This window comes from Salinigranum salinum (assembly GCF_009176545.1).
In the GTDB taxonomy this organism is placed as follows: Archaea; Halobacteriota; Halobacteria; order Halobacteriales; family Haloferacaceae; genus Salinigranum; species Salinigranum salinum.
The window spans coordinates 1222471-1241144 of record NZ_VTOJ01000002.1 but is presented as its reverse complement, the minus strand read 5'-3'; the positions used below and the strand labels follow the sequence as shown (position 1 = coordinate 1241144).

Below are 18674 nucleotides of genomic sequence, written 5' to 3'. Positions count from 1 at the left end.
TAGCCTCGCTCCGCGACTCCGGATTCAAAAAGGTTGTGTGAGTTAGCTCTTTTCAGGAGACGGGTTACGTACGGGGCCTGTGCTGCGGTGACGAGGATGTATCGTCGGGATCTCGTCTATCACACCGTCGTTCTGGGCTTCAGCGCACCTCCTTTGAGTTGCCCCTCCTGTCCACCAGAACCGATCGTACCCCGTGTTTCTTCGGTTGACCGCTATCGCTGCCGTCGCGCTGACGCTCACGAACATATAAGATTTATTGAAATTCACGTAACTATATTAATGCGGTAATTTTTATTTGTTGAAACGAACGAATATCCGACAATGGGATCAATTCGAGATGACATCACGAGGGGGGCTGCGGTCGTATTCGTGCTCCTTGTCTGCACCAGCGGGTTCGCGGGTGCGGTCCAGCCGACGGACGTGTCTCCCGAACTGGCTTCGGGGGGGACGGACCCACCGACGAGCACCGCCGACAGCTACGAGATACCGAACGTCTCACCGTCCGGAGAGGCTCACGAACAGCAGAGCGGTTCACCGGCCAATCCCGGGAACAGTCCGAACGGAAACGACGAGGACGACCCGAGAGACCCCACCTCCGGGGAGAACGTGAATAAGGGAGAGGACGGCCCGAACACGGGCGAGGTGACGAGGATCACCTCGTGCCAGGTCATCGACGAACCCGGGAAGTACCTCCTGACCAGGAACCTCTTCAGTACCGAGGAGGGACCATGCATCCACATCACGTCGAGTAACGTTGAGCTGAACGGGGCACGCTACCGGATCGCCGACGCGACGGGGGCGGCCGGGTCGTCGCAGGTCGGGATCCTCGTCGGGCAGCAAGGGCTGGACGCGGAGACCATCACCGACGTGACGATCAAGAACGCCATCGTCTCCGGGTGGACCACCGGTATCAGGTTCGTCAACACCGAGCAGTCGCGGGCGCAGAACAACTACGTCACCGGGAACGGCAACGGGATCACCCTCTTCGGCGAGCGGACGACCGACGTCACCCTCCGGGGGAACACGCTGACCGGGAACGCTCAGGCGCTCGAGGTTCAAGAGTCGAGCGGGAACCAGCTCGTCGACAACCACGCATCGAACAACCTCGAGGGCGTTCGGCTGAGCAACGCGAGCGACAACGCGATCCAGAAGAACGACTTGCTGGAGAACCACCGGTTCGGGGTGTTGCTCCGGAGGAACAGCAACGGCAACAGGATCGCCGAAAACCGGATCGGGAACAACGGACGGGCGGATCAGGCGACGGAGAACGCGCCCGAAACGCCCGGGAACGGCCCGCCGGACGACCCCGGGAGCGGACCGCCGGGTAACTCCGGTGACGGATCGACGGGCAACTCCGGGAACGCCAACACCAAGACGAACCCACAGCTGCCGGGCGTCGCGTTCGACACCCGGACGGACGGGGACCGACAGTACAAGATCAAGCTCAGCGCGGACAGTACCGGCAACGAGATCCTGCGGAACACGCTGACGACGGCCGGACCGTCCGGCTCGGCCGACCCCGGGAGCCAGATCTCGGCCGACGGCGGGGAGGGCACTAACGCGATCACGGGCAACGAGATCCGTCCCCAGACGTCGACGGACGATCCCCTCCCGAGTTTCAATTCGACGGGACTGGAGGGTGTCGACATCAACAACCCGACGTCACTGCAGTTCGGTCCCGACGGGCGTCTGTACGTGGCGACACAGGCGGGGACCATCTACGCGTACGAGATCCAGCGGAACAGCGCGGACAGTTACGAGGTCACCTCCACGGAGACGATCAACGAGATCAAGAACCTGCCGAACCACGACGACGACGGGAGCCTCAACACGAACGTCAACGAGCGCCTGGTGACGGGGATGCTGGTGACGGGCACCGCCGAGAACCCAACGATATACGTGGCGTCGAGCGACCCCCGGATCGGGGGCGGGTCGGGCGGGGAGGATCTCCCGCTCGACACGAACTCGGGCGTGCTCTCCAGGCTCGAGTGGGACGGTAGTTCGTGGAACCACACGCAGCTGGCCCGCGGGCTCCCGCGTTCGGAGGAGAACCACCACGCCAACGGGATGCAGCTGGACGAGGCGAACAACACGCTCTACATCTCGATCGGCGGGAACACGAACAAGGGCGCGCGGTCGAACAACTTCGCGTTCCTCACGGAGTACGCCTACTCCGCCGCGGTCGTGTCGGTCGATCTCGACCAGATCAACGCCATGTCCCGGAAGGACGCGGCCGACACCGACGCGGACTACCTCTACGACATCCCGACGCTGGACCCGGACAACCCGGACAGAGTCGACAACGGGCCGTTCGGCGGGCTGGAGGGGGAGAACATGGCGATCCTCACCGAGAACGGGCCGATCCAGATCTACGCGCCCGGGTTCCGGAACGCGTACGACCTCGTCCTGACCGAGGACGACCAGCTGTACACCGTCGACAACGGCGGCAACAGCGGCTGGGGCGGCCCGCCGATCAACGAAGGTCCCAACGGTGAGTGTACCAACGAGATCAACGAGGACGACAGCTTCTCCGAGAAGGACTACCTGCATTACATCTCGGGCGAGGGGTACTACGGCGGTCACCCGAATCCGGTCCGGGGTAACCCCGACGCGACCAACTACTCGGCTGCCGTGCCCTCGGCCAACCCGGTCGAATGCGACTACCGGGCTCCGGGGAACAATCCGGACACCCTCACCGGGTTCAGTTCCTCCACGAACGGGATCGACGAGTACACCGCGAGCAGCTTCGAAAACGCGCTACAGGGGGACCTGCTGACCGCGAGCTTCGCGGGCGACATCTGGCGAGTCCAGCTGAACGAGACGGGGACCGGCGTCGACTCGACGACATCGCTGGCCTCCAGCTTCGGGAGCACGCCGCTGGACGTCACGGCGCAGAACGACACCGAACAGTTCGGCGGCACCGTGTGGGCGGCCACGTACGGCAGCGACGACATCACAGTGTTCGAACCGAACGAGAACAACGCCTGCACGGGCGCGGACCGGTATAACCTCGACGGGGACGGCGACGGCTACTCCAACGCCGACGAGATCGACAACGGTGCCGACCCCTGTTCGTCGGCGTCGGTTCCGCCCGACAACGACGGCGACGGACTGTCGGACCTCAACGACTACGACGACGACGACGACGGGCAGTCGGACATCGTCGATCCGTTCGCGGTCGACGCCGACAACGGGCAGTCCCTGCCCGTCAGCTACCAGTTCCAGTCCGGCGAGGTGGACGGCACCATCCTCGACCTGGGCTTCACGGGGCTCATGACCAACGGCCAAGACGACTACCGGACCCTGTACAACTTCTCGAAGCTGACGCCGGGCGGGGCGGCGGAAGTCCTGTCGGTCGACAACGTCACCGAAGGGTCGGCGTACGAGACGCTGAACAGCCAGGAGTACGCGTTCCAGTTCGGCGTCTATCCCGAGAACGAACCGTTCACGGCCCACACGACCATCACGTCCGGGTTCACCGGAGCGACGGTCGCGGACAACCAGTCACAGGGCGTCTACATCGGAACCGGCGACCAAGCGAACTACATCGAACTGACCGCCACCGCCAAGGGTGGGGACGGCGGGATCCGGCTCGGCAAAGAACAGGACGACAGCTTCAGCACCGTCGCGGAGCCGACGGTTCCGGAAGTCACCGAAACCGGAAGCAAGATCGACCTCTACCTCGAAGTCGATCCGCTGGCCGGGACGGTCACGGGCTACTACGCCATCGACGGCGGTACGCGGCAGCTCGTCGGGAGCACGTCGCTCCCGAGCGAGTGGACGGGCCAGCCGGACCGAGGAGTCGCCGTCGGCGTCATCGGCACGTCGCGCGGCCCCGCGTCGTCGTTCAACGGGACGTGGACGCAGATAGAGGCGACACAGCCCGCCAGCACGCAGAGCGCGGACATCGCGATCAAACCCAACAGCGGGATCAACTCGAGCACCTACGGGCAGAACTCGTTCCAGATCACGAACACCGGCGACGAGAAGATCGCGGCGGTGACGTTCAATCTGAGTTCGAGCCACTTCCCCGACATGGTGTTCGATCCAAACGGAACGGCCGGTGACCAGGCATTCAGGGACTTCGTCGTCGGCTCGGAAGGTGGGACTGGTCAGTCTGACTACAGCTTCCAGAGGCCCCACGACGGGGATCCTGACGACGGATACGACACGCTTCGGGTCGAGTTCACCGACTTCGACCCCGGCGAGACGTTCAAATTCGGATCGGACGTCGACCCGAGCAGCATCAAAGGCGTGTCCGCACCGGGACCGGAGGAGTCCGGAAGTGTCTCCGGGCTCGAACTGGTCGGTTCGACGATAACCGTCGAGTACGAGGACGGGACCACACAGGTGACGAAGCCGTACAGCGACGGTAGCGACGGCGGCTCGCAGGCCGTGGCCAAGACCGCACTCGCCAATACGCCGGAACTCGGCGTGTCGGGTGTCGACCTCCAGCAGACCACCCTCTCACCCGATCACACGGCCGCGACGGTCGGCGACGCCAGTCAGACGATGACCGTCACGGGTCCGCCCGGCAAGACAGTCCGGCTCCTCCGTGTCGAGGCCGGACTGTTCACCGATGGCGTCCCCGACGGCGGCTACGACCTCGAAGCGTTCGAGGCGAACAGCGCCACCGCGGTGGAAGAGACCACAGGCACGATCGGCTCCGACGGGACGACGACGATGGACGTGACGCTGACGCGATCGAGCGACACGGTCGATCTCAACTATCTGGTGGCGGTGGTCGAGGACGGCGACGGTGACACGGGTCGCGTCTCGAACGTGGTCGTCCTCGAGTACGACGCGGACGGCCTCAACGATGCGCCGGCGGCCTCGTTCAGTTCCTCGCCGACGAGTCCGGACCCCGGCGAGACGATTACGTTCGACGCGTCGGGGTCGTCTGATTCGGACGGCTCGATCAGCAGTTACGCGTGGGACTTCGACGGTGACGGCACGACCGACGCGACCACCGCACAGGCGTCGACCAGCTACGCGACGGCGGGAGAGAAGACGGTCACGCTGACCGTCACCGACGACGACGGCTCGATCGACTCGACGTCGCGGACGATCGTCGTGAGCGACTCGACGGGGTACACCACGACGACGATCGACACGTGCCAAGTGATCGACTCGCCGGGCAGGTACACCCTCTCGGCGGACATCACGGACAGTAGCGCCACGCCGTGTATCCAGATCACGTCGAGCGACGTGATACTGGACGGGGCGGGGCACACGATCGACGGGGACACCACCGTCAGCGGGTCGGATCACAAGGCCGTGTACGTCGGGCAAACCGGTCTGACCCCGAGCACGATCACGAACGTCACGGTTGAGAACGTCGTCGCAACCGACTGGAACACGGGGATCTACCTTGAGCGAGTCACCGACGGAACGGTCCAAGACAGTACGGCCACGAACAATCTGATCGGTGTCCACCTCGCCGGAACGGACGGGAACCAGGACCACGCGGTCATAGACACGACGGCGACACAGAACGACCGGGGCATCCTGCTCGAGAACACGCAGAGCAGCACCGTCCAAGGCGGTAACGCCTCCGACAACCGGATCGGTGTGCGGTTGACCGATGCCGACGACAACACAGTCTCGGACCTGCAGACGGCGTCGAACACCGACGCACAGTACAGTCTCGTGTCGGCTGGATCCACGAACGTGGCAGAGAACATCACTGTCGGTGACACGACAGTCGACCTCACGGGAGCGAACATCGCTCTCGACACGGTCGCGTCACCGCCCGCGGACCCGAGCGGACAACAGAACATCGGGAAGTACGTCGAGGTAGTGAGCACCGGCCCAGACCCGTCGGTCGACATCCAGACGTACTACGCAGACGCCGACGTCAGCGACATCGACGAGTCGACGCTCGATATGTGGCGGTACGACGGCTCGTGGTCACTGGTGAGCGGTACGAACCAGGTCGACGAGACGACCAACTACGTCTCCGCGAGTAGCACGCAGGTCGGCGTGTTCGCACCACTCGCGGACAGCAATGCCGAGGTCGTCTATCGGGTGAACGCCGGCGGGACGAGCATCGCCTCGTCTGATGGTGGACCGGACTGGGCGGCCGACACCTCCTCGAGTCCCTCGTCGTACAGCAATCCCGGAGCGTCGGATAGCACGACGTACTCGACGTCCGACACGATCTCTACTACGAGTTCGGTCTCGTCGAGCACGCCGACCGAGGTGTTCCAGACCGAGCGATACGATCCCCCCTCCGGCGAGGAGATGCAGTGGGAGTTCCCGGTTGAGTCTGGGAGTACCTACGAGGTTCGGCTGTATCTCGCTGAACTGTACTTCACCGCCGACGGTGAACGCGAGTTCGACGCTACCGCCGAGAACAACCTCGTGCTCGACGGCTACGACATCCACGCCGACGTCGGCCACGACACCGGCACGGTGAAGACGTTCACCGTCACGCCCGACTCGACGCTCGATCTCGACTTCGCCCACATCGCGAACAATCCCAAGGTCGCTGCCATCGAGGTCGTCCGTCTCGACGGGACGGATAACACCGCGCCGTCGATCGATCCGATCGCAGACCAGACGGTGACCGAGGGCAGCTCGACCACGGTCGACGTGACTGCTTCGGACGCCGACGGGGACAGCCTGTCGCTATCGCTTGGACAGGCGCCCAGCTTCGTCTCGCTGACGGACAACGGTGACGGCACCGGTACGATCGATATCGCGCCGCAGTCGGGTGATGCCGGCACCTACACCGTGGATGTCGTCGCCGATGACGGCACCACCACGACCACCGAGAGCTTCACCCTCTCCGTCGGAGACGGCAGTGCGGAGGTCGTCTATCGGGTGAACGCCGGCGGGACGAGCATCGCCTCGTCTGATGGTGGACCGGACTGGGCGGCCGACACCTCCTCGAGTCCCTCGTCGTACAGCAATCCCGGAGCGTCGGATAGCACGACGTACTCGACGTCCGACACGATCTCCACTACGAGTTCGGTTTCGTCGAGCACGCCGACCGAGGTGTTCCAGACCGAGCGATACGATCCCCCCTCCGGCGAGGAGATGCAGTGGGAGTTCCCGGTCGAGTCTGGGAGTACCTACGAGGTTCGGCTGTATCTCGCCGAATTGTACTTCACCGCCGACGGTGAACGCGAGTTCGACGCTACCGCCGAGAACGACCTCGTGCTCGACAGCTACGACATCCACGCCGACGTCGGCCACGACACCGGCACGGTGAAGACGTTCAGCGTCACGCCCGACTCGACGCTCGATCTCGACTTCGCCCACGTCGCGAACAATCCCAAGGTCGCTGCCATCGAGGTCGTCCGTCTCGACGGGGCGACGAGCAATGCGGCTCCGAGCGCCTCGTTCACCTACTCACCGTCGGATCCGACGGTCGACGAGACCATCACGTTCGACGCGTCGGGGTCGTCTGATTCGGACGGCTCGATCAGCAGTTACGCGTGGGACTTCGACGGTGACGGGACGACCGACGCGACCACCGCGGAGGCATCGTTCAGTTACTCGTCGAGCGGTGACAAGACGGTCACGCTGACCGTCACCGACGACGCTGGGGCGACCGATACCACCACCCAGACGATCACCGTCGGTGACTCGACGGGTAACACCGCGCCGTCGATCGATCCGATCGCAGACCAGACGGTGACCGAGGGTAGCTCGACCACGGTCGACGTGACCGCTTCGGACGCCGACGGGGACAGCCTGTCGCTGTCGCTCGGACAGGCGCCCAGCTTCGTCTCGCTGACGGAAACCGGCGACGGCACCGGCACCGTTAGTATCGACCCAGGAACGGGCGACGCCGGCACCTACACCGTGGATGTAGTCGCCGATGACGGCACCACCACGACCACCGAGAGCTTCAACCTCACCGTCGACGACTCGACGGATAACACCGCGCCGTCGATCGATCCGATCGCAGACCAGACGGTGACCGAGGGCAGCTCGACCACGGTCGACGTGACCGCTTCGGACGCCGACGGGGACAGCCTGTCGTTGTCGCTCGGACAGGCGCCCAGCTTCGTCTCGTTGACCGACAACGGCGACGGCACCGGTACGATCGATATCGCGCCGCAATCGGGCGACGCCGGCACCTACACCGTGGATGTAGTCGCCGATGACGGCACCACCACGACCACCGAGAGCTTCACCCTCACCGTCGGAGACGGCAGTGCCGAGGTCGTCTATCGGGTGAACGCCGGCGGGACGAGCATCGCCTCGTCCGACGGTGGACCGGACTGGGCGGCCGACACCTCCTCGAGTCCCTCGTCGTACAGCAATCCCGGAGCGTCGGATAGCACGACGTACTCGACGTCCGACACGATCTCCACTACGAGTTCGGTCTCGTCGAGCACGCCGACCGAGGTGTTCCAGACCGAACGCTACGATCCCCCCTCCGGCGAGGAGATGCAGTGGGAGTTCCCGGTCGAATCCGGGAGTACCTACGAGGTTCGGCTGTATCTCGCTGAACTGTACTTCACCGCCGACGGTGAACGCGAGTTCGACGCTACCGCCGAGAACAACCTCGTGCTCGACGGCTACGACATCCACGCCGACGTCGGCCACGACACCGGCACGGTGAAGACGTTCAGCGTCACGCCCGACTCGACGCTCGATCTCGACTTCGCCCACATCGCGAACAATCCCAAGGTCGCCGCCATCGAGATCGTCCGTCTCGACGGGGCGACGAGCAATACGGCTCCGAGTGCCTCGTTCACCTACTCACCGTCGGACCCGACGGTCGACGAGACGATTACGTTCGACGCGTCGGGGTCGTCTGATTCGGACGGCTCGATCAGTAGTTACGCGTGGGACTTCGACGGTGACGGCACGACCGACGCGACCACCGCGCAGGCGTCGTTCAGTTATTCGTCGAGTGGGGATAAGACGGTCACGCTGACCGTCACCGACGACGCTGGGGCGACCGACACCACCACCCAGACGATCACCGTCGGTGACTCGACGGGTAACACTGCCCCGTCGATCGATCCGATCGCAGACCAGACGGTGACCGAGGGCAGCTCGACCACGGTCGACGTGACTGCTTCGGACGCCGACGGGGACAGCCTGTCGTTGTCGCTCGGACAGGCGCCCAGCTTCGTCTCGTTGACCGACAACGGCGACGGCACCGGTACGATCGATATCGCGCCGCAATCGGGCGACGCCGGCACCTACACCGTGGATGTCGTCGCCGATGACGGCACCACCACGACCACCGAGAGCTTCACGCTCACCGTCGACGACTCGACGGCGACGTCCGACGCGATCTACCGGGTGAACGCCGGTGGCAGCCAGATCTCCGACTCGGACGGCGGCGGCGACTGGATCGCCGACACCTCCTCGGACCCCGCCAGCGAAACGAACGCGGGGAACGCCGACAGTCAGACGTTCTCGACATCCGATACGATCGCCACAACGAGCGTAGTCCCATCAACGACGCCGACCGAGGTGTTCACCACCGGGCGCTCCGATCCCAGCTCGGGTGCAGAGATGAAATGGGACATCCCCGACGTCGTGGGCGGAGAGACGTACGAGGTGCGGCTGTACTTCGCCGAGACGGAGTACACGTCGGACGGCCAGCGAGTGTTCGACGTCTCGATTGAGGGGACAACAGTGCTCGACAACTACGACATCCACGCCGACGTCGGCCACGACACTGGCACGGTGAAGACGTTCACCGTCGAGTCGAGCACCGAGCTCGACATCGACTTCGGCCGCGAGACGGGTGACCCGGCGGTCGTCGCGATAGAGATCGTCCCCGCCGACAGTACGTAGATGCCACTGAACCGGAATCGGTGATTCCACCGAACCGGAATCGGTGATTCGGATGGCCACTCTACCAAGGCGGATCGGGGGACTACGTGTACGTCCCGTGCCCCCGTTCGCGTTTGACCGGAGACATCCGCGTCTCGAAGGGCGGTCCGGACCCGTACTCGGATACTCTCCTATATCCGAACGTGGCTGGCGTGTCCGTTCGAGAGTTCACCCCCGGATTGCGACGGCTCCCGTGCACTGTCCCCCGTGCCAATTGGGATTGCCCACCTCCCTCGGTACTGGTTTTCGTCTCCGGCCCTCGCCGGTGGCATCGTCCCTCTCGCCCACAAAAAACCGACCTCGCTCGGGGACGTAGTCACCGGGAGACGGGTCCGCCACGCTGCGTAAAATGAATGTGAATAATACATATTCCAGACACAAGTGTTACACTTAGTGTGACGGAGACGGTCGGGGGGGTCTGGTGGGTGTGCAGAGCATCCTCGAAAAAGAGTGCAATACACCGTTTTGTGAGGACACGCAAACGCGTCGGCGTGTCCTCGCAGCATTTCTGCATCACGCACTTCATCGAGCCCGACTGCCGGGCTCGTAAGGAGGTCGCCGTCGGGGAGAGGGAACTCAAAATCGATGACGAACAGCACTACGCCTAGGCGACAGTGGACTGCGAGGCGTTAGAGATTCTCGCCGGGTTAGCCGAAGTTCAGCGCATTGCTGTTTGTTTCCCCCGACGTATTAGAACGGTACCGCGGTCGGCCCGCATCACCGGGAGATCGCAGCCCGTGAGACGACTATCTGCTCGAACGTCTCAACTGCGATATGAACGTGAAACTGGGGGAAATCGGTCACCAATCGAAGCGTGATTCAGCCTGTTCAAGTGCCGAACCAGGCACGTCTGGCACCGACTTCTACATCGAAGCACGGTTGATTCGACCAGATCGGGGTTCAAAGCCTTCCTATTCACAATGCAGTGCTCTAATCTTGACATCCTCCCCTTGACGGTCATCTATCTCGACCGCGAATCACAGTCAATAATTTTCGACAGCACAGCACACGTACATACTGTCTGGAGCGACTCCTCTGATGCATCCGTACTATATCCGTTTTCCGCGCTGTCCGGTTTGATTTCGACTCCGGAAGACGCGGAGCGCGACGTCACGCCCCGGCCGTCCGAAGAGTGACGCGAGAAATGCGCCCACGATGGGCAGGGAGAAATTAGGAATGTAATAACAGGCTTTGGCCGTCGCCGAGATGGCCCTGGGAGACCAGACGTGCTCGTCTAGGAGGTGCATTCCCTCAACCAGATACGTCTCCGCGAGCGCCTTCCGGTACACGGTATCCGGATACCGGTCGTAAAGGTCCCGGTAGTCACTCAGAATCTCCCACTGTCCGTTCAACTTGCCGGCGGACGTGTGCCGGGACTCCTGCGTCTCCGTTCGGCAGACTAAGGCCTCGTCGACGTAATCGAACTCGGTCAACTGCGCGAGCTCGATCTTGATCCCCGTATCGTCAGCTCCCGACCGGTTTGCCAGTGGAAGGATTTCAGTGAGCGTGTCCCGTTCGATGAGCATCGTTGAAGTGATACAAGGAGCTGTGTCGAACATCAGCGCATGTTTCAACACATTTCCTCTAATGTGCTGTTTCGGCAGGACAGTCGGCCCACCCTCCCACTTGAACCCCGAGTACGCGACGCCGACATCGTCGTTTCCTTGCAGCAGTGGGATCTGCTTCTCGAACTTGTCCTCGTGAAGCCTGTCGTCGTCGTCGAGGAGCTGGACATACTCGCCTCGAGCGCGTTCGATGCCTGCCGTCCGGGCGCGCTGTGGGCCTTGATTGCGGTCGAGCGCGATGTAATTCACGTCGTCGTAGCCGGTGACGGCCTCCTCAGCGTGACCCTCTCCGGAATCGTCGACGACGATAATCTCGACGGCGTCGTGCGTCTGTGCTTCGGCGCTCTCGATCGTCTGTTTCAGTAGGTCATTGCGATAGTATGTCGGGATAATAATAGACACGAGAGGAGTAGTCACAACTCCTGAACTGGTCATAAGGCGTACTCAGGTAGGTGGTAGGGGTATGTTAATAGTACGGGAATCGAAGTTGCGGCGTCCGGTCGTTACGAGACGCAACGTATTTTAAAATTCGTCGGGATAGGTACGCTATACACGACACATACGCTCTCGTCGTCCATCGCGAGCGTAGTGTTCGACTGTTTAGACGTTACTCCTCGATATAACATTCCTTATGACTTCTCAAAAAATAATCTTCGCTGCCCACGACGCGACGACGTATCAGAACCTGAAATTGATAGAACAACGTTTGTCAGACCGATACGAGACCGAGTACTTGTTTCTCAACGACCTATTCGGCGAGACGCTCCCCGAGGCTACCAGCGATATCTCGAACGCACGGCACGCGATAAACTATATCAGACACGAATGGGTGTCACGGCTCGACCATCAGACGCACCCTGGTCCGCTTCGGTACGAGATCATCCAGCAAATCCTCTACGACGTCGTCTCTCCACACATTCCATACAACCTCCGCCAATACGCAGCCGACGCCGACCCGGACCTGTTCGTGTGCGCGCATGACCGCATACCATTCGTGAAACACTTGTTGAAGATATTTTATAAACAAAATGTCACCACAGTCGCGCTCCAACATGGTATCCGCAACATTAGGGGCGAACGAAATGGTCCGGAACCCGTGAATTGCCTCCGTCCGAACAGCCACCCTATGTCGTGGACGACCGAACGGATCAAGCGCGAAGTGTTGTATCCGTACGGCGCGTTCATCCTCGGTAACCCGTACCTCGACGAAATATACACCATCGGCGAGTTCTTTACCGACATCGTTCGCTCGGTCCGTGACGAGAGTCCCTGCTTCGGGAGCACAGACGTCCTCGAAACCGGATATCCTGAGTACGGCCACTTTGATCTTCAACCGTACTCTCCGGACGTTGACTCCGTCCTCTTTCTTTCGACCTGGGAGTACGAAGCCGGCATGTGGGACGATACGCTCTTGAACCAGGTGATTCGGATTCTCGCGTCCGTGAGGGACGAGAACGACGTGTCGGTGACGGTCCGTCCCCACCCGAAAGATTCAGCAAAGAAGATCGACCGGTATCGCACCGAATTTGACATCTCGGAGCGGGATTCCATGATCGACGACATCGATCTGAGAGATATGGCCGTCACTTCTTTCTCCACGACAATCCTCCCCTCTGCGATACGAGGGCGGGTGTGTGGTGCGCTCCGTCTTCCATGGGAGCGGAACCAATTCGGTCCCTTTGTCGACCCGTTCGTCCTCCAGATAGACGAAGACCACGTGTCGATACACGATCGTGCAGATCAACGGACCGCAGAGGATCAAGAGAGATTCCTCAAGCAGTACTGCTTCCTCCCTCAGTACCATCATCCCGAGCAGTACGAATCGCCGGCAGCGTACATCGCAGAAAGACTCACTAATCTCCTCGAGACCAGTCGAACAGTTCGATAGTTCGGGAATCGGACGGCAGGGAACGAAACGAGTCTCGTGCACGGATTATGCTCCGTTTTTACTCGCCAGGAGTGTAATAGTCCGAACATAATTGTATTTAATTATATAAAAGGTCTCGAAGTGACAATTTTAATTATGACGAGTAGTTAGCTCCAACTGTATCCGACGGACGGTCCCACCAGTTGTCTCTGTGTCAATCCGGTCTCCGACAACGACCCCGCAGTCAATCAATATGACGTCACACAATAACCGAAACACGACACCGAATCACGAGTATCACACTCCCAAGCGAGGCACGTCCGACTGGCACATCCCCCTGAACGACAACTTCGACCGGCTCGATCAAGACGTGGAGATCAGAGACAGTGAAGAACGTCTGCAGGACTACTCCCCGACGTCCGGGTCCAAGTTCTTGGCGACGGACTCGCGAAAACTATTCGTGGGCGACGGAACGGAGTGGAGCCACTTGGGTACCCTTCGTCGTGGGGGAACTGCCTACGCTATCGACTTTCCAGGGGACGACCTTGCCTCGCGAGTCCGAAACGCGCTTGATTCGCTCCCGAGGGGACGGGGACGAGTTGGAATCTCTCCACACCCCGATGGGTCGCCATGGCAGTGGACGGAGGATCTGACGCTTGATCCGTTTGAGTACGGCGGGCTTGACATCGACGTACACGCCAACGTAGAGATCGAGTACACTGGTAACGGCGTTCCACTGACAGTCGACCGGCAGGGGAAGTACGAACGCGGTCGGGTTCGATGTCGCGTCACCGGCGGCGTCTGGCGGTCGACTGGTGACCCGGACGGCTGGTGTCGACTCAAGGACGCAGTGAACGCGCACATTGCTCCGAGTTTTGTCGATTTCGACAGCGGATCCCATCGGACCTTCGGCGTGTCGATGGAGAATCACAGGCGGTGGTCCGAGATGAACCGCATCGAGGGACTTTACCGCTGCGGGATCTGTATCGACTCCGAGCCAGCTAGTTCTACCGGCGGCGACGGAACAGGGTCGTTTCATGGGACCACGATCACCAACGTAAATCTTCATCCGACGAACATCGGGATCCGATGCCGAGGGAGTTGGCAGTACTGCTCGATCGACAACCCACAAATCTTTCTCCACGGCGATGGAGCAACCGGCATCTCACTCGAATCGGGAAATATGCGCGGATCAACGTTCAACGCGGTCAAGACGGAGGAGCACGGGTCGAACACTACTTCACTCGCGGTTTCCGGCGCGTACGATGGCTTCTATGGGCCACTGTTCGTCGGAGGGTTCATGAATCACCCAACGAACGAGTTCGTCCAGCGGTCTCCGTCTGGTACTGGGAGCGTATTCCAGATCAGCCAGCTGGATGACGCCGTCGTGATTCGTGACCTTCGGTTCGAAAACGGGGTGAGATTTGAACCGGACGCCGATCAGAGGACTATTCACCAGACAACTGGTAGTCTCACGGCGACAGCGGACGACATCGAGATCAACGATCCGAGTTCGGGGCTCGTCGTCACGACCCCAGACGGGTCGGAGAAGTATCGGATCAGTGTCGACAACGACGGTAACGTCGTCTCCGAGGGGCCGCTCTGACAGCCTGGCTTTATTCGCGGCCAGCCCCCGCTCGAGTACGTGTCAATGGATCTCGAGAGACCCTGCTACCCACTCAAAACCCGTCGACAGCAGGCCGTCAGGCAGTCTCATCAGTTGAGTTCGTGACCGGCTCGTGATACTGGTACACCGTTGACTCGCCTGCGGAGTACACCTTGTCCGAACTCCCGAGCGACCTCTGTGCGGCGTCGAACGAAACCTCTTCGTCCCCTAATAGAACAATTCCTCCGTTGTGGTTGTCGTGAGTCAGCCTGACGTACGTGCCCTCGTCAACCGCAGACCACTCCGCTGGAAGATCACCCTTGTACAATGTTGAGCGGTCAGACAACAAGTAGCCGTCGACGAATCCGTCGATCTGCGTGACCAGAGAGTGACCGTACCAGTAGTAACTCTTCCCGAATCCTCCGTCGAGAACGCCTTCGCCAGCCGCGCCATGCTTCAAGACCCACACTTGTGACTGGACATCACAGTCGATACAGCCTTCACTTCGAATGCGGAGCTCGGGACTGCTGCTCTGGGCGAGGCGCTCATTGTTGACGATGATGGTTGACCCGTAATCGTCCCCTTGTGTCACCGTCTCGGCGACTACACCAGTGTTAACCAAGAGGTAGACGCAGAGGAACACCCCAAATGCGTGCTGCAAAGAGATCTCGGGCAGCTTCGGGGTTAGCTGCCGAAATCGCGTAGAAAACAGAGAGAGCAGATAGTGCACATTGGACAGCGCGATGACGGCAAACAAGCTCGTGAACGCAAGCGTAATCATCAGAATCCGGCCTTGTCCGAATCCAGTCCCCAGTGACAGGAACGACAGACCGAAAATGATAACGAAACTCAAAGAAATCGCAAGGTGTTCGTCGTTAACCGACGATGGGAGCGATAGTAACTTTCGAATCAACTCGCTCAGGATCCCCCCTCCGATAAGCGCGAACACGAGAACGATGAGAGACCGCGTCAGTTCAACACTGAAGGGCTTTTCGGAGAGCACTCTCTCAGATGCAAGTCCACTCACCACGACGGGGCTCATCACGCGTTCGATCGCGTCCGCGAGAATCTCGAACTTCACCCCGCCCGCAGTGAACAGGTACCAGGTCGTAACGAATACGCCGGCGAACAGGACCATGGTGTACGTCACGACACTCCCTGGGCCGATCGGAGAGAGATTCAACAGTTCCGTCTTATCCGTTTCCATCTTTCCCCGCAGGACACCAAGCAGTATCAGAACGACTGCGGACAGGATGAATGCGACGAGAAAAAGGTACGACGCGCCATAATGAGACACGACGACACCGACGATGAACAGCGGTGCCAAGATACCAATGGATCGCTCGTTGATCCGCGAGTCCGCGATCAGTAGTGCCAAAAGGACAAGAAATAGGGTCGCCATCACGTCACGCGGCGCGTTCGGATAGTGTTGGGAGTAGAATCGGAAAGTGAACATGAACAGGAATGCCGCGATCATTGAGTCACGCTGCGAGGCGTACCGCCGGAACGTCTCGTACAGCCCCAGAGGAATCAGCGAGACGAAAAGCGGGTTGACGACCTCCAGTTGAGTTATCATCCTGATACCGGCAGTCAGCGCATAGATAGGGTAGAGAACAGCGTCGGTCAACACGCCCTCTTGCCCCACACCTCTGATGGCCGGGAGTGCGGCCGAATTCCCTCCAACGACGGGCGCCCACCGGCCTTGCTCGAGCACCATCCCATGCATCCACATCTCAAGAGGGTACGATGGTGCCCAGAGGCTGTTAAAATACAGAAGTGATAGCGCTCCCACCCATATCGCAAGCGGATATACGATGGAACCATCCGCCGCTCGCGTCACCAGATACAGGGGAACCAGTGAGAGCACGAAGAGGAACACCAGAACTGGAATGTTCGTCCCGAGCGTGTTGAGCAACCCAATCGAAAGTACGCCGACAAGGAGTAGCAGCACAAACCCCAGATGCACTGGCCGTAGCTGAACCTCCTGCGTCCGAATTAAGACCGCGTCGCGCTCAGCTCGGGACAGCGCGAGGAGTCCGAGGAGCAAATTCAATCCAGCGACGGACGTGAGCACCCCTGGCTCAGACATCGGACGTTGAATCCCGATGACGGGATACAACAGGCTTATGAAAACTCCGGTGGCCATCAAAGCGATGGCGCTGCCCCCGACCGAGTAGAGCAATACAGTCAGGGCTGTCTTCTCACGCACCCCGATGATCAAAAGCACGAGGAGGCCCGGACCGACCGAGAGCAACGTGACGGCGACGACTGCTCTGAGGGGTCCGAGCCCGACGCCGTATCTCCCAACAACAGCGAGCAGCAGGACAGCGATCTGCAATGCACCGATAGACAATAACACCTGCTCGGTTGTTATTTGCCAGCGATTCGTCTTCCCGGACAGACGGGACTCGGGGGTCACTTTATTTGTTGTCGAAAATTCATCCATTGTTGATTACAAATCTATTGTTAGCCGTACAGTTCAGCTAGACTGCGGACACGTTCGTCCCAGGTAAACTCCGTAGCCACATCTAGCGCCGCTGCCTGCATCGACATACGGAGCGACGGGTCAGTCAGGATTTCCCGTACGGCCGTCGTGAAATCCTCTCCCTCGCGGACTACAGTTGCCGCACCGCGCTCTCCCAGTTCCCTCACGACATCGGGTCCTTCGGTCAGTACCATCGCGACGCCGAGGGCGGCGTAATTGTAGAGCTTGACAGGGGACGACGCCCGCTGGAGTGGGGAAACATGCTGTGGATTGATCGCCACTTCGGCGCTCGCCACCGTCCGAAATGCCTCGGCGTCAGACAGATATCCGGTCAGCCTGATCTTGTCGCTGTCGATTCGCTCCAACTTCCCACGCATCGGGCCATCACCGATGATGACGAACTCCGAGAGTTCGGGGAGCTGACTGATCTCCTTCATGATCGGTACCGATATCTTCGGGTGAAGCGTCCCGAAGAAGACAACCCGACCCTCAACTGTATCCACGTCGGTGAATTCGGCTGTGAGACCGGGGAAGTGTCCATTTGGGATGGTTGTGAATCGGTCGGCTGGTACGTTCCAGATATCAGTCACTAACTGTTGCATCTGGTCGGAAACCACGATAATCTCTTGGGCCTCATCGATGCCCAGTTTTTCCATCCGTTTAACAATCGACTGAAATATCATCCCTGCCGGGAGATTGCCGTACAACGGCGATGGGTGAGCCAAGTCGTGCATGTCCAGAACGAAATCACGGCAGCCGACAAGCGTGCTCAACCCGGCAAGCGTAGAGTGTTCGATCTGGAGGTATGCACCACGTTCTTCGGCGATTCGCTTGGCGCGACGCGATACTGCTGCTCCCCGGATTGGCTGGCTCGCGATACCGGAGTGATTGACTGGTACCGTACTCGTTCGAACTCCGTTCAGTCGCGAGGGCAGCGACCCTGACGGACGTGGCACCACGACCGTCACATCGTGCCCGGCATCGGCCAGCCCGCTCGCGAACGCGGACACCCTTTCTGTGCCTCCGCTCGGTTTACTCAGGTCCGCGCCGTGAGCGATAACGATATGCATGTTGTGGAATGAGGATTGGTCTTATTTAACAGACAAGATATATCGGGATGCTCTGTCTCCGCATCGCGGGAGTTCGATGGCAATGATGTTCGATGGCACTGATACAGGATTCCTCGTATAACGCATAGACATTAACTGATACGATTATCACTCTTTCGTTTGAGAAGACTATCTGAAATAATATCGACATTCTATTCAAATAAATGAAACATCTCGGCGGCGATAGGCCGATTCCGAGATGAGGAGCGGTCCTCTACACACTGTCGACGAG

General features: G+C 60.5%; 7 protein-coding genes. 4 read left to right on the top strand and 3 right to left on the bottom strand.

The window, feature by feature from the left end; translation table 11 throughout:
* Positions 1-321 precede the first annotated feature (321 nt).
* Positions 322-9771: a malectin domain-containing carbohydrate-binding protein gene (locus tag FZP69_RS23080; protein WP_240137682.1), complete on the top strand. Its 9450-nt coding sequence runs from the start codon at positions 322-324 to the stop codon at positions 9769-9771.
* 434 nt (positions 9772-10205) lie between these two features.
* Positions 10206-10418 carry a hypothetical protein gene (locus FZP69_RS17325; RefSeq protein WP_152042631.1) on the top strand — a complete coding sequence of 71 codons (213 nt, stop codon included), beginning with the start codon at positions 10206-10208 and terminating at the stop codon, positions 10416-10418.
* A 441-nt stretch (positions 10419-10859) separates the two neighbouring features.
* Here the strand turns inward: FZP69_RS17325 and FZP69_RS17320 are convergent, their stop codons facing one another.
* The gene (locus tag FZP69_RS17320; protein ID WP_152042630.1) at positions 10860-11810 is read right to left on the bottom strand and encodes a glycosyltransferase family 2 protein; all 951 of its coding nucleotides are present in this window, start codon (positions 11808-11810) and stop codon (positions 10860-10862) included.
* 196 nt (positions 11811-12006) lie between these two features.
* Here FZP69_RS17320 and FZP69_RS17315 point away from each other — a divergent pair, with 196 nt between their 5' ends.
* A complete protein-coding gene (locus tag FZP69_RS17315) occupies positions 12007-13263 on the top strand; it encodes a hypothetical protein (RefSeq protein ID WP_152042629.1) in 1257 nt (418 codons plus the stop codon).
* A gap of 439 nt (positions 13264-13702) precedes the next feature.
* A complete protein-coding gene (locus FZP69_RS17310; protein WP_192918630.1) occupies positions 13703-14848 on the top strand; it encodes a hypothetical protein in 1146 nt (381 codons plus the stop codon).
* Positions 14849-14945: 97 nt separating this feature from the next.
* On the opposite strand, the gene FZP69_RS17305 is transcribed toward FZP69_RS17310, so the two are convergent.
* Together FZP69_RS17305 and FZP69_RS17300 are read right to left on the bottom strand one after the other, a co-directional pair.
* The gene (locus FZP69_RS17305) at positions 14946-17294 is read right to left on the bottom strand and encodes a DUF2206 domain-containing protein (RefSeq protein WP_152042627.1); all 2349 of its coding nucleotides are present in this window, start codon (positions 17292-17294) and stop codon (positions 14946-14948) included.
* Positions 17295-17314: 20 nt separating this feature from the next.
* Positions 17315-18403, bottom strand: a complete 1089-nt coding sequence (locus tag FZP69_RS17300; protein WP_152042626.1) for a glycosyltransferase family 4 protein — start codon at positions 18401-18403, stop codon at positions 17315-17317.
* Between the last annotated feature and the right edge of the window lie 271 nt (positions 18404-18674).